General features: G+C 55.6%; 9 protein-coding genes. 4 read left to right on the top strand and 5 right to left on the bottom strand.

What is annotated here, in order from left to right:
• Positions 1 to 108: 108 nt before the first annotated feature.
• The 3 genes from EKL02_RS02330 (at position 109) to EKL02_RS02320 (ending at position 5,727) form a co-directional block, all read left to right on the top strand.
• Positions 109 to 792 carry a PAS domain S-box protein gene (locus EKL02_RS02330; protein WP_128900532.1) on the top strand — a complete coding sequence of 228 codons (684 nt, stop codon included), beginning with the start codon at positions 109 to 111 and terminating at the stop codon, positions 790 to 792.
• A gap of 232 nt (positions 793 to 1,024) precedes the next feature.
• Entirely contained in the window at positions 1,025 to 3,748 is a 2,724-nt protein-coding gene (locus EKL02_RS02325) for a jacalin-like lectin (protein ID WP_128900531.1), read from the top strand.
• An 8-nt stretch (positions 3,749 to 3,756) separates the two neighbouring features.
• Entirely contained in the window at positions 3,757 to 5,727 is a 1,971-nt protein-coding gene (locus EKL02_RS02320; protein WP_128900530.1) for a secretion protein, read from the top strand.
• Here EKL02_RS02320 and EKL02_RS02315 read toward each other — a convergent pair.
• The 5 genes from EKL02_RS02315 to EKL02_RS02295 all read right to left on the bottom strand — a co-directional run bounded on the left by EKL02_RS02315 (position 5,721) and on the right by EKL02_RS02295 (position 12,966).
• A complete protein-coding gene (locus EKL02_RS02315) occupies positions 5,721 to 7,118 on the bottom strand; it encodes a heavy metal sensor histidine kinase (RefSeq protein ID WP_128900529.1) in 1,398 nt (465 codons plus the stop codon). The genes EKL02_RS02320 and EKL02_RS02315 overlap by 7 nt on opposite strands.
• On the bottom strand, positions 7,118 to 7,825 hold the full coding sequence (locus EKL02_RS02310; RefSeq protein ID WP_128900528.1) for a heavy metal response regulator transcription factor: 708 nt from the start codon (positions 7,823 to 7,825) through the stop codon (positions 7,118 to 7,120). The genes EKL02_RS02315 and EKL02_RS02310 overlap by 1 nt, the downstream gene beginning before the upstream one ends.
• A 147-nt stretch (positions 7,826 to 7,972) precedes the next feature.
• Positions 7,973 to 8,302 (bottom strand): hypothetical protein, encoded by a 330-nt coding sequence (locus EKL02_RS02305; RefSeq protein ID WP_128900527.1) that lies wholly within the window; start codon positions 8,300 to 8,302, stop codon positions 7,973 to 7,975.
• A gap of 173 nt (positions 8,303 to 8,475) precedes the next feature.
• A complete protein-coding gene (locus EKL02_RS02300; RefSeq protein ID WP_128900526.1) occupies positions 8,476 to 10,053 on the bottom strand; it encodes a PAS domain-containing methyl-accepting chemotaxis protein in 1,578 nt (525 codons plus the stop codon).
• A 156-nt stretch (positions 10,054 to 10,209) separates the two neighbouring features.
• Positions 10,210 to 12,966 carry an EAL domain-containing protein gene (locus EKL02_RS02295; protein ID WP_128900525.1) on the bottom strand — a complete coding sequence of 919 codons (2,757 nt, stop codon included), beginning with the start codon at positions 12,964 to 12,966 and terminating at the stop codon, positions 10,210 to 10,212.
• Positions 12,967 to 13,433: 467 nt separating this feature from the next.
• Here EKL02_RS02295 and EKL02_RS02290 point away from each other — a divergent pair, with 467 nt between their 5' ends.
• The gene (locus EKL02_RS02290) at positions 13,434 to 14,492 is read left to right on the top strand and encodes an NAD(P)-dependent alcohol dehydrogenase (protein ID WP_128900524.1); all 1,059 of its coding nucleotides are present in this window, start codon (positions 13,434 to 13,436) and stop codon (positions 14,490 to 14,492) included.

The following is a 14,492-nucleotide window of genomic DNA, read 5'->3' as shown; positions in this document are numbered from 1 at the left end:
CCATGTCCAGCGCCAAAGCCGACTGCCACGCCAGACCGTCCCTGGCATGAAGAACGACGATCGAGATCAATTCCTGAAAGTGCACCACATGAATAAAAAGACGGCGCCATGAAAAGCGACTACGGACACTTGATGCTCGACGCGATTTGCGCGGTTGACGCGCAAGGCAAGTGCGTATCCGTCACTGGTGCGTGCGAACGGATTTTTGGCTATACGCCTGCAGAGATGGTGGGTAAACAGATGCTTGACCTCGTCCACCCCGAAGACCGCGAGAGAACGCTGCAATCGATCGACAGAGTGATGGGCGGTTACCTCCAGCGCTATTTTGAAAACCGCTACATACGCAAGGATGGACAGGTCGTTTATATCAGTTGGTCGGCATCTTGGTCGGAAGAGCATCAGCTAAGAATCGGCGTGGCACGCGACATCACCCAGCGCAAATTCGATGACGGCGAAATGGTTGCGCCTCAGCTCCTTCCTGATGACCCATCGTACTGGCAGCTGTCTGCATCACCAAGGCGGCTGATCTCGCCCCAGGGGATCAGCATCTCGCTTTCCGGCCAAGACCACATCGTTTTGCTGACACTGATGAGCGGAGGCGAATGCGTTACGCGAAGAACCATTGTCGAAGCGTTAGGGGAAGATTTCCTGGAATATGACCAGCGCCGGTTAGATACGCAAATGCGTCGTTTGCGACGCAAGGTCACGGAAGCTTGCGGCCAACAACTTCCGGTAAATACGTTACGCAGCCTTGGCTTCCACTTTTACGAGAAAGCCAAGATCTGCCGCTGATCACGGACCATTCGTGAGACCAGGTCTTCAGTGATTTCAGTGGATGCCTGTGCATCATCCATTGCGGCACTCAGCGCGAAATTTTGCTATCTCTGGAAATTCACAGTGGACTTTGTAGTGCCACACGGCACGTATTTCCAGACGGCGAACGCTCAGATTTGCTCAGAATCGCTCAGGAAGTTTCCTTTTGGAAATGTCTATACTCTTGGCTTTATAGCCACTTTTGCCCCCCATGAAAAAAGCAATGTTCAAGGCTGGCTTCCTCCTGCTCGGTGCACTCGCATTCCCCATAGCGGTGCAAGCGCAAGGCGTTCCGGATGTTTCGCCCAGCCTGAAAAAAATGCTGGGCGCGCTTCCCGTGGACGACGCCAGGGAAGAATTGCAAAACATGGTCGGCGCCCTGAAAAAGACGAGTTGCGGTGGCAACCTCACAGGTTGTTATGCCACCCAGTCGGGGCCCCTGCAACTGTATTTTTTCACGAGCGGCCAAGCCCAGCAAACCTTCCTGGTGGTGATCGAAAAGAAGCTCGCCATGCCAAGGCTGCTAGGAGACAAGGTGCAGAAGGTCATGGGTGATACCTCGCTGAGCTCACCGATCATCTCGATTTCCACGACGGACTTCGACCTGGATACCGTCAAGATGCCACCCGAGCTGCAGAAGGTTGTGCGCGAGAACTACTTCAACGTCAACGCGCTTTCCTTCGCCAGCGGCGTGCAACTGGCGGCCCGCGCCAATCTGGGCGGCCCCATCAAGTCGACGATGGAAGCCTTTGGGGTAAAGGGCGACCAGCTGACGATGCGCGCGGCCGTGGTGATGCCGATCCCCATCGATCTGGCAGGCGGCGCGGGTGCCGGGGCTGGGATGGCCAGTGCCGTACAACATGGCGACACCATGAAAAAAGCCGGGGCCGAGGCCTTGAAGCCGGAGGCCTATGTGGAATTCCAGTTTGCGCCAAATGCCAGGCTGCCGCTGACCACGCCACCGATGAACCTGACGGACGCCACATTCTTCATCAACAACGCCCTCACCTTCGGTTACAAGGGAAATGCAGCGTTCAAGGGCGTCAACGACAAGAAGGTGCTCATCCAGTTTCAAACGCCGCTGGATCCTGCGGGCGCCCTGGACTTGCTCGACTTCCAGTTTCGCATGGCCACCCCATCCAACTTCACCCTGGAAGATGCTGCGCATGTGATGGTGGCCATGGCAACGCCTGATAAGCGCCTGGCCCAGTATGGCGGCGGCTTCATCCGCAACATCGAATCGTTCAAACATGCTTTGCTGGATGCGACCAAGCCCCTGTCGGTATTTCAGATGAAAAATCCGCAACCGGCGCCGGAATACCGCTTTGGCGACAGCAGCAAGCCGTGGCCCAACGACCCCAGGTATTTCAATATCGCCTTGCTGGGACCTCTGGCCCAGAACGGGCCGTTCATGACAATTTCGGGCGACACGGTCATCCTGGGGCAAAAGATGGGCTGGCTGGATGCGTCCGCAGGCCGATCCGGACTGCATGGGTTAGCCGGCGAAGCTATCACCCTCAAGCTGGGTCCGCTGGGCAGGCTCAAGATCAGGATGCAAGCCATGGCCGATATCGACAAAGGCACGCAGACCATCAGTCTCAAGGGAAATGTCGTTGGTCAGGCGGTGAATGTGATCTTGAGCGGCAGCTCGCTGACGATCGATGTCCCCGCAAGCTGCGCAAACCCGTTTGAGATCAAGACAACGGTCGCGCTACAGGCAAGCACCAACATCGCTGACGTGTTTGAAGGCCAGGGCGGCGCCAACGTCGATCCGACCAGGATCGGCGGCTGCGTCGGCAAGGAACTCGAGGCGGCGCTCAACAAGATTGCGGGGGAATACAAAAATCTGAGCGGCTATACTGCCAGCGCCGCCAATGCAGAATTGAAGAAGATCAGCAATGCTGCCAACGCCGAATTGAAAAAGGCCGAGGACGCGGCACGCAAGGCAGAGGAAGCTTCTCGCAAGGAGTACGAGAAGACGAAAAATGCCGCCCGCGATGTGGCCAATAAAACCTCAAACGCCGCCACCAATGCCTTCAATGCGGCGGGCAACGCCTTCAAGGGCATCGGCAAGAAGAAAAAACACAAGAAGGGGCCAGATCCGAGGTTCGCGGCATCCGTGTTCGACTGGGATTATTACTACGACAGGTATCCTGATCTCGTGAAGGCGAACGTCGATCTGGCGACGCACTGGCTTGACCACGGCATCAGTGAGGGACGCCGAGGCAGCCTTGAATTCGACGTCAGGTACTACCGCAACCGTTACCTCGATGTGCAGGAAATGTGCGGCAAAAAAGATTATCAATGTGCATTGCAGCATTGGCTGGACAATGGTATCGAGCAAGGCCGTCAAGGCAGTGCCGACTTCAGCGTCGCAGACTACCTGGATCGCTACCCCGATCTCGAGAGCAATCTCGGCAAGGGCAATTACACGGATGCGCTGGAGCACTGGTTGAACGACGGTGTCGATGCCGGTCGCAACGGCAGCCCCGACTCTGCATTTGCCGGACCGGTATCGGGGCCGCAAGTCGCGGGTGGCGGCGGTGGCGGCGCCTGGCGCGACGATGCAACATGCGGGAACCAATACGTCAATGGCTTCCGGGTGCGCACCGGGCGCAGCATGGACATGGTGCAGTTCAGGTACGCCAAACGGGGCTGGGCGCCAGCCCAGGGCAATCAGGGCGGCGGTACTCTGGTGGCAGACGTGACGCTGCGGGAGGGTGAGTACATCGTGCGTGTCGACTATCGCAGCGGCGACCGCGTCGACCAGCTGAGCTTCACAACCAACCGTGGCAAGACCTATGGTCCGTATGGCGGCGACGGCGGCAGTCCCGGCGCATACACGGTCACGCCCGGCGAAAAGCTGGGTTGCATGGCCGGCCGCTCCGGCAAGGCCACCGATCAACTGATCTTTTCATCGACAGGGCCGCGCTAATGAAAAAAATGAAAAACATCGCCCAAACCGTCCGCCGCGGCAAAATCGCTGCAGCGATGGCGGCTGCGCTCTGCGTGCTGCCCGCCGCGTGGGCTGAAGAGCCTGCAAAGTCCTTCGCCGACATGGTCAAGGAACTTCCATTGGTGCCAGTGGGCTCGCACGATTCGGAGATGCTGGCCAAGGTCACCGTGGCGGTCAACTTCATCCAGCGCCTGGAACTGCCGCAAGCCCATCTGGCGGTCAACGAAGCCTTGCAGCTGGACCCGCGCAACTCGCACCTGCATTTCCTGAACGGCTTCGTCTACCACCTGCAAGCCAGACAGGGCGACACGCAAAAAAATGAAATGGCCCTGGAAGGCTACCAGCAGGCGCTGCGCATCGATCCGGGCAACTGGATCGCCCAGGAATTCCTGGCGCTGGCATACATGGACCTCAAGCAGTTCGACCGCGCCAGGATGGCATTTTCCGAGGTCTTGCTGATGACCCCGGAGAGCGCCGTGTCCATTTACGGCTTGATGGTGGCGTCGTATCTGACGGGGGATGCCCGGACGGCTTGCGCCATGGCCGACCAATTCCAGAAAACGCCGATGGAGCCGAATCGGGGCTTCATCCGGTCGAGCATTTCGGTGTATGCCTCCTGCAAAAATTTTGCACAGGCCGACCGGATGCGAGAGCGATTGAACCAGCTCAGCGGCGGCGGGCTTGAGCTCGAGCGCGTGGATCGGCGGCTGGCGCAATGGAAGTCTTTTTATCTCAAGCAGGAGCAGGACGCCGGCGGCGCAAAAAGCCTGGCCGCTGCGGGCATGGTGCGGACGAGCATGCCCCCAGTCCCGTCCAGGGAGCGCCCCGTAGAACTCGCGCAGGCATTCACCTTGCCGAATAAAGTTTATACCCCCCCTGAAAGACCCGCGCCGGCCGGTGCCAGCCCCAAGTCGGACGTTGACGCGGCGCCGGCTGCGCCTGCCGTCGCCGCGCCAGCGGCGGCGCGCGCGGATGCGGCCGACAGCGGTCCGCGCATGCTGCTCATCGATGTGGTGCTGCTGTCCACTCAGGAGCTCATCTCGACATCCAAAGGCGTCAACCTGCTCAGCGCGTTGACGCTCCAGCTTGGCTCGGTGGCCGGCAACGTTCCCGCTTATTCCAGGGTCGTCACCGACAATAGCGTAAACAATGCCGCCGCCACAGTCAGCACCGCCATCACGCGGGCCGTGACCATTCCGGCGCTGTCCTATTCGCTGAACATCGCCAACGCCAACAATTCGGTGAACGAAGTGCTGGCGCGCCCCACCCTGGCCGCAATCGAGGGCCTGCCATCGGAGTTTTTTTCAGGCACCAACCTGAGCGCCGGGGTGGTCTCGACCAGCGTCCAGGGCGGCACCACCATCGTGCCGCTGGATAAACGCTTCGGCATCAAGCTGGCCGTCACGCCCACATTCCTGCCGCAGGGGCGCGTTCAGCTCAAGGTCGAGGCGCAGCGAACTTCTCTGAACGCCAGTTCCGACAACCCCCGGGTGGCTTACCAGATCGAGATCGGCGAAATCACGGCCAACGCGAACGTTGTAATGAACCTGGGTGACACCCTGGTCTTGAGTGGATTGAGTGAAAAATCGACTTCCAGCACGCGTGACGGTGTGCCGGGACTGCAGGATGTGCCCGTGGTGCAGTACCTGTTTTCGAACAAGAAGACCAATGACCTGCAGCGCTCGGCGCTCATTTTGGTGACGCCGAGAGCGCCCGTCCAGATCGCCGAAGCCGCTGCAGGTGCTGGCGACTCCATGGCAAGCCGCATGAAGGCCTTGCGCGAGAAATTCGGCTTTGCCAACAGCAGCCCTGCCAATATCGAAGCCATCATGACCCAACTCCAGTCGAACGAATTTTTCCGGGAGTTTCGTCAAGGCGATGTCTCGATGGAACGCTGGGACCGCATGCGCAGCACCGGAGATCGTCTGCGCGAAGCCCTGGGGTTCCTCTACTATTGAAAGCCTGAAACGGAAGAATGCGCGGGCATTGGCTGCCCAGCCCAGAACGTCAGTCCAAAGGTATTGATGCCGCCGCCGCTTCTTGCAAATACCTTGCCTTTATGGATCGTGGCAATCGCCTTTACAATTGCCAACCCGAGTCCATGATTACCGGCACTGAAGACACGTGACGGGTCCGCACGGTAAAAACGGTCAAATAGCCTCGGAAGTGATTCTTCGCCAATTTGATCTCCCGGGTTCGATACCGCAATAACACATTCATCTTGCGATTGATGCATTTCTACTTGCAGCCTTGCGCCTGCCGCAGAGTACTGAATTGCATTATGCAAGAGATTGCTCATCGCGCGCCGGAACAAGGCTTTATCCACAGGAATGACGGCATCGCCAACGGTATGGACCGAAAGCGACTTTTCTTCAATCAAGGGTTCAAGAAATTCGATCGTCTTATAGACTTCGGCCGCCAATGACACTGATTCCAGGTTATGGAGCGCCTCCCCTTGTTCAACCCTGGCCAGGAACAGCATATCGGTCACTATTGCGCTTAAACGCTCCAGTTCTTCCAGGGCTGACGCCAGCGTTTCACGCAACTCGGACTCGCTGCGCTCACGTGTCAACGCGACTTGCGCCATGCCGATGATATTGCCAAGCGGCGTACGCAATTCATGGGCCACATCCGCGGAGAAGCTTTCAAGCTGAACATAAGCAGCTTCCAGCCGATCGAGCGCGCCATTGAACGAGTTGGCCAGCGGGACCAGTTCCGAAACTTTCGATCCCAGCGCCAGGCGTTGTGACAGGTTTTTAGGATTGAGTGACTGGGCCCCTGTTGACAGATCGATGAGAGGCTTCAAGCCGTAGCGGGCAAACCGGAAGCCCAACAGAGAAACGATGGCAATGCCCGCCAATGTGATTGCAGTCAATGCAACCGCAAAGGCATTCAAGGTCTTATACATTGGCCCGGTACTGACACCCACGACCAAATGGACTTCTGGAATTTCTATGAGCGGACGTAAGGTACTGCTCAAGGTTTTCATTGCGTACGGATGGTCCTTTAGCCGCAAGATTCGGACCTTACCATCCGTCGGCGGGTGACTGGAATGGGGAAATTGCGAGCCATAATTGAGGGAAGAATCGGCGCAAGCAATCCAGAAACGCGTATTGCCATCAGTCGTCGTAATCGTGGCGAGGGTGTTGCGCAACTCATCCCATCGTTCGATCGTTCGCACACTGCCTACCAGTCGCTCAGCCACCTCGAGCTTGCCGTGGAGGTCCTCGTCAATTTGCCTGCCCAGCGTTTCAGCCAGCGCATAGTACAGCGCAATGCCTGTCAGCGAGAACACCACCAATGCCGTCAGGCCAAATGCGACGGCAAGCCTTACCGCAATCGAACGCATCAGTTCACCCTTGAAACGCCATTCTGGTCGCTGCTACGCAGGCGGGACTCAAGGACATAGCCCATTCCCCGTACCGTATGTAGTAACTTGTGCTCGAACGGGTCGTCAATTTTCGTCCGCAAGCGCTTGATCGCCACTTCGACAACATTGGTATTGCTGTCAAAATTCATGTCCCAGACCCGTTCTGCGATCTCTGTCTTGGACAGGATTTGCCCGGCATGCCGCCCGAGCGTAGTGAGCAAGACGAATTCTTTCGAGGTCAAGTCGAGGCGCACACCAGCCCGCATCGCTTTGCGGGTGGTTAGATCGATGTGCAGATCGGCGACCTGCAACTGGGCTGTTTCCTGAGGCTTGGCACGCCGGACGACAGCCTCGAGCCGGGCCACCAATTCCAGAAATGAAAATGGCTTCACCAGGTAATCGTCTGCGCCAGCCTGCAGCCCACGTATCCGGTCCTCCACGCGATCGCGGGCCGTCAACATGATCACCGGGGTTTGACGTACGCGCCGCACGCCTTCCAGGACGGCAAACCCATCAGCTCCAGGCAACATCACGTCCAGAACGATCGCATCATAGTCATTTTCAGTGCCTAAATGCTTGCCATCGATGCCGTTATTGGCGACATCAACGATATGACTGCGTTCTGTCAGACCTTTACGCAGGTAATCCGCGGTTTTCGCCTCATCTTCGACAATCAGAACTTTCATTAGCGTACTTGCATTAACCCGGAATGCGGCATCGTATGAAATTGACAATTCAAAAGTGCATGTATAAAAAACCTGGCGGAGGATTGCCCCTTGCGCCGTACAAGTAGTGCATACGGCCCAAGGTGGCACTTTCAACAACTGGGTTCTTTAGTTTGCACCGTGGCTACCATGCGAGCTTGCAGGCGAGCCAGTTTGACTGCCGTGAAGATACCATGTTTGGCTCAAGGGATCCAACGGCTGCACCGGCCCTGCAAAGCTCTCGACATTGGATTGCTGACCCGAACTTGCGCGGTTCACATTCACCGCCGCCGTCAAGGCGCCCGCGCGGGCTTGAACAGAGTTCTGCCCCACAGCCTGGCTCATTGGATCCAGCCCTTGCACCAGTCCGTCGCCGGCTTGTGCGCTTGCTGCAGTCAAGAGTGTCGCGAGAGCCAGCGTAATTGCTGTTGCATGCGTGTGTTTTTTATAAATCTTCATATCAGCCCTATCTAAATTAACCAAGTGACTGGACCAGCCGCAATATACCGCTGCTGATCCATGGTGCCATTCTAGTTAGGGCATGCCAACGCCATACTGACTGCAAGCTTACAATTCTGTAATACAGCCTGGCTCGCATGGCCGCGGCGTAAATTACCGCAACGGGGTACTCCCTACTTGCGAGAAATGTTAAAGAGAGAAATCGCTTCCCTGAGCTGGTTTGACTGGTCATACAGGTTTGATGATGCAGCTGCGGCTTCTTCTACCAGTGCTGCGTTTTGCTGAGTCACCTCGTCCATGTGCGAGATGGCCTGGTTCACTTGCTGAATTCCCGTCGCCTGCTCGTTGCCTGCAAGAGCGATCTCACTGATGATCACGTCGACATCCTTCACGGATTCAGCGATTTTTTGCATCATGCCTTGCGTTTCCTGCACCATCCGCTCACCGGCACGGACACTTTCGACGGAAGTGGAAATCAAGTTGCCAATCTCTTTTGCTGCTGCCGCGCTGCGCTGCGCCAGGGTGCGAACTTCGGTCGCAACGACGGCAAATCCACGTCCATGTTCCCCGGCTCGCGCGGCCTCGACGGCAGCATTCAGCGCGAGGATATTGGTTTGAAAAGCGATCCCGTCAATCAAGGTGACGATGTCGCGGATCTGCCTGGAAGACTGCACGATGTCAGTCATGGTCGTTCCAAGATGATCCACCTTTTTACGTCCCTCTCCCGTGACAGAATGCGCTGATCGGGCAAGTGATTGTGCCTTCAGGCTATTATCGGCATTCTGGCGTATCGTCGCAGCAAACTCTTCCATCGTCGAAGCCGATTGTTCCAGGCTGGACGCTTGTTGTTCTGTCCGGCTGGACAAATCCATGTTGCCGGCTGCGATTTCTTTGGTGGCATGCGTCATGGAATTTACATTATTCATGACGTCGCCAATCAGGGAAACCAGGGTAACGTTCATCTGCTGCACGCCTTGCAACAGGCGTCCTACTTCGTCGCGTCGTGTCGCTTGCAGCGACAGCGAAAGATCACCCCCAGCAATTCTTTTCACCGTGTTGACAGCGTCAATCAGCGGCAGCATGACCCGCCGATGCAGCGAAAACCACTGAGTCGCCATGGCGGCCATGCCAACGGCAATGGCCGCCAAAGGCAGCGGCGACACGCCGGCGGATTGGTCGGCGGTGGTAATGAAATATGCGCCGAGACTGGCAAGAATGATCATCTGAAAAATCGCAGTACATGCAATTCGCTTCTCGATCGACGCATGCCGGATCTGGTCAAAAATGTTTGCGATGCCGGTGCGGACCACATGGCCGCGCAAGATTTTAAGCCGCTTTGCCCGCCCTTCGCGCATATCGCGATACAGTGTTTCAGCTGCAGTGATTTCATCTCGCGTGGGCTTGGTACGCACCGAGATATACCCTGTTACTTCGCCATTTTCGACCGTGGGCGCGACATTGGCCTTGACCCAATAAAAATCGCCATTTTTGCGGCGGTTTTTTACCAGTGCCGACCACATTTCCTTTGCCTTCAATGTCGCCCATAAATCCTTGAACGCATCGGGTGGCATATCAGGATGGCGTACCAGGTTATGGGGAGCCCCAAGCAACTCCGCTTCGGTATAGCCGCTCACCTCGACAAAGTAGGGATTCACATAAAGGATATTTCCCTTGAGGTCGGTTTTGGAGACAATGGGTCTGCCATTTTCCAGTATGAATTCGTGGTGGGTAATCGGAAGGTTTTCGCGCATGGCGGAATCTCGTTTTGCAATCAAATCGCGATCAATAAAGCATCAGCCCCGCACGTGTTGTTTCCGAATGCACGACTTCACTGTCTTAATTACGTATATTAAATTTTAAAAAAATCGGCGGCACTCTTACAAGAGTAAGCACCCGCATTTAAAAAATCATCCAGCAACCGGCACTGTCCATGTGGAATGCAGGAATTTTTCCATCTCCTGGGCTGGCAGCGGCCTGGAAAAATAGTATCCCTGGACTTGGTCGCAGTGGTTAGATTTCAGGAAATTCAGCTGCACTTCGTTTTCCACGCCTTCGGCAATGACCTTGAGCCTCAAGCTGTGAGATAGCGAAATAATCGCCCGGACAATGGCGGCATCGTCTGCATCATCCGCAATGTCGCGCACAAACGATTGATCAATTTTCAGCATGTCGATTGGAAAACGCTTCAAATACGCCAGGCTCGAATAGCCTGTGCCGAAATCGTCAATCGACACATGGATACCAATTTGCTTGAGGGCAGATAGAACGCCGATGGCATACTCGACGTTTTGCATCACCATACCTTCGGTGAGCTCAATTTCCAGGTACTGGGGCGCCAATCCGGTTGCGTTCAAGATGTTGATGATTGTGTCGACCAGGTTTTTTTCGGCAAACTGTCTGGCCGACATATTCACTGCGACGCGAATCTTGGGAAACCCGGCGTCTTGCCAAATTTTGTTTTGCCGGCAAGCCGATTCGATGACCCAATAACCGATTGGGACAATCAGTCCGGTTTCTTCCGCCAGGCTGATGAACCGACCTGGCGAAACGGCACCAAGGTTCGGATGGTTCCATCGTATCAAGGCCTCCATGCCCCCGAGAGTGCCGTCGTCCAGGCTTATCTGCGGTTGGTAATGCAAAACGAATTCGTCGCGCTCCAACGCCAGACGTAGATCTTTTTCCAGTTTCAGGCGATCGAGTGCCTTGTGGTTGAGCTCGGCTGAATAAAATTGATAGTTGTTTCTACCCAGTTCCTTGGCACGATACATCGCAACATCAGCATGCTTGATCAGGGATTCCGACTCTGTTCCATCGTCTGGGTAGACAGCAATTCCAATGCTTGACGTGACGAAGAACTCTTGCGAATTCACCTTTATCGGATCAGCCAATTCATCCATGATGCGTTGAATGATGCTGGCGTTTAACTCACTGTTATCTCTGGCGCCGATAATCAGGATAAATTCATCGCCCCCGTGTCTCGCGACCGTATCCGATGCTCGCAATACCGATTTCAGCCGCTCAGAAACCTGTTGAAGCAGGATGTCTCCGGCAGAGTGCCCCATGGTGTCATTGACGTATTTGAAGCGATCAAGATCAACGAAGACAACCCAGAATTTTCGTCCATCGCGCCTGGCATCGGCAACGGTGCGCTCCAGCCGGTCCTGCAAAAGTGAGCGATTGGGCAGGCCGGTAAGCGAATCGTGCGTTGCTTGAAATTCCAGCTCTTCCTGGTATTTCTTGCTTTCCGTGACGTCATACTTGGCTGCCACAAAATGCGTCACGATCCCGTCGTCATTTTTAACTGGCGCAAGCCGGACATCTGTCCAAAACATTGAGCCATTTTTTCGATAATTCCTTAAAACGGCATGCCCTTCTCGTCGCTGGCTAACCGCCGCACGGATTTCACGCAAGCCGATCTGGTCATAATCACTACCATGGAGAATTCTTAAGCTCTTTCCACAAATATCCTCTGGCGCATAGCCAGTCATGCGCTCAAAAGCAGGGTTGACGTACTCGACTGGATAATCCGGACCCTGGGCACGGCAAACGATGATGGCATTTGCACTGGCCTCAATGGCGCGCTCCCGCACCATCAGCGCCGATTGTGCCGCCAGCTTCTGCATGAGTGATTGCTCGTGCCGGGCCTGCAGGTGGCGCACAATAAAGAACAGTAACAAGGTTGCCAGTATGCCGCTCGCGACAGTCATCAAAGGCATCCAGGATTCCGGGCTTTTAAAGTATTTTTGATCCGCTGAAATCTCGAAGTGCCATAGCCCGCCACTGAAGGGCAAGGTATATTGTTCTTTATAGACGCTCGAAGAATTCCTGGTGGCCCCGTCCGCCACCAACTCCGAGGTTTTGAAGATCATCCGGTCGCTCATTTCACCTTCGAACGTCTGCTTCAAGCCCTGGATATCGGATATGGCGACATCAAAGCCTTTAAGCACTTGCGGATTCAATACCGTCGTCAGCGCCTCATTAATTCGAACCGCAAGAAAGACAAAGCCAATAATCTTCTTTCGCCGGTCTGCAATTGTTTCCGGCACGTTGCCATCTTCAAATACCGGCATAAAGAAAATCACGCCCTCATTGCCATCTACAGGGTTGAGCAGTCTGATTGGGCCAGTGGCAACCAGGCCACCTTTATCGCGGGCTTGCCTCATTGCCTCGCTCCGCGTTGGCTCGCTAAGCTGGTCAAAGCCGATGGCAAGTTTATTTACAATGAACGGTTCAGCGTATTCAACGAGGTAGCGTTCGCTGTCATGCGTGGTGGCGCGCTGGCTAACCGGATGCGCCTTGCGACTGCCATAGGCTTGTTGGGGATTTTCCGTTCGCCGGCTAAATCCCAGCGCCTGGATAGCGGGGAGCCGTTCGCTGATTTCGAGCGTCTTGTATGCATGCTCAAATGACTCGGCGGAAAGCTTGGGGCTTGAAATGAATTGAGAGTGCACGCCACGCAAAACTTCGGTATAGCGGACCAATTCCTGCTCAATGCGCGAGACGATTTCCTTCGAATGTACTTCGAACCTGACTTTGTTGTGGTCCTTGATTTCAGACTGGATTACTGAAGTTAATATGGCCGTTGCGATCAATCCAAATGGTAGAATTCCCGATTGGATCCAGTTGAAAAATCCCGGTCGCTTATCTTTATTCTTATTGTTCATAATAGCGCTAGTGTGAGAAAACTTTTTCAACTTATATAATGGCAAAGCACGCCTTCTGGAACCGTTTGCCAGTATTGCCTTTTACTTTTCAAGCCCTCTGATTACAAGGTAGAATCGCCAAATTGCGATGCGCATTGTGACCTTGTGTTGAAGAAAACAGCCCCACAAGGAATTGCGTAAACAATAATCATCGCGGGTTACGCAATGATAAAAATTTTGTTCGCATTAGAACATATTGCCTATAGGGACTTTATTGATATATATCAAGGTGCATTACAGATTTTCATGCTTGCGTTTGCAATCCACTAAGTCCGTCTGGCATAACCAAATGCCGTAGGTCCTGCCCGCGCCGGGCAGCGCGTCATATCCCCGGCCGTCAATAATCCCCGCCCTTTCCCGCGCCGTCCGGAACTTGGCTGAAACCGGCCAGTCCACTTACTCTGCTTGTCAAAACCGAAAGGCCCGCCATGCTTGCCTCTACCGGATACGGCGCCACCAGCGCCAGCGCACCGCTCGGCAAAATCGATTTCGAGCGCCGCGACCCGAAACCCGACGATGTCCAGATCGATATCCTTTACTGCGGCGTTTGCCATTCCGACTTGCATACTGCGCGCAACGAATGGGGCAATACTGTGTATCCGGTCGTGCCGGGGCATGAAATTGTCGGCCGCGTCACGGCGCTCGGCAGCCAGGTCACGCGCTTCAAGGAAGGCGATATCGTCGGCGTCGGCTGCCTGGTGGATTCCTGCCTGCAATGCAGTGCCTGTGCAGAAGGCCTGGAGCAATATTGCGAAAACGGTTTCGTCGGTACCTATAACGGCGAGGAAATGCATACCGGCGGCATGACCTACGGCGGCTATGCCAGCAATATCGTCGTGCGCGACAAGTTCGTGCTGAAGATTCCCGCAAACCTCGACCCGGCGGGCGCCGCACCCCTGCTATGCGCCGGCATCACGACCTATTCACCCTTGCGGCAATGGCGTGTCGGCGCCGGTCAAAAAGTCGGCATCGTCGGACTCGGCGGCCTCGGCCACATGGGCGTCAAGATCGCGCATGCGATGGGGGCTCAGGTCGTGCTCTTCACCACGTCCCCTGGCAAGCGCGAGGACGCGAAACGACTGGGCGCCGATGCCGTGGTGGTGTCGAAGAATGCGAGCGAAATGACGGCGCACCGCAATTCCTTCGACTTCATCCTGAATACGGTGGCAGCGCCGCATTCGCTCGACCCCTTCTTTGAACTGCTCAAGCGCGATGGCACCATGACACTGGTCGGCGCACCGGCCACGCCGCACCCTTCCCCGCAAGTCTTCAACCTCATCATGAAGCGGCGCCGCCTGGCCGGATCGCTCATCGGCGGCATTGCAGAGACACAGCAAATGCTCGATTTCTGCGGCGATCACGGCATCGTTTCCGACATCGAGATGATCCGCATCCAGGACATCAACGCGGCCTACGAGCGCATGCTCAAGAGCGATGTGAAATACCGGTTTGTCATTGATATGGCTTCGCTCAAACAGCCAGGCTGA

This window comes from Janthinobacterium sp. 17J80-10 (assembly GCF_004114795.1).
Classification (GTDB): Bacteria; Pseudomonadota; Gammaproteobacteria; order Burkholderiales; family Burkholderiaceae_D; genus Paucimonas.
This window is presented reverse-complemented; position numbering and strand designations above follow the sequence as displayed.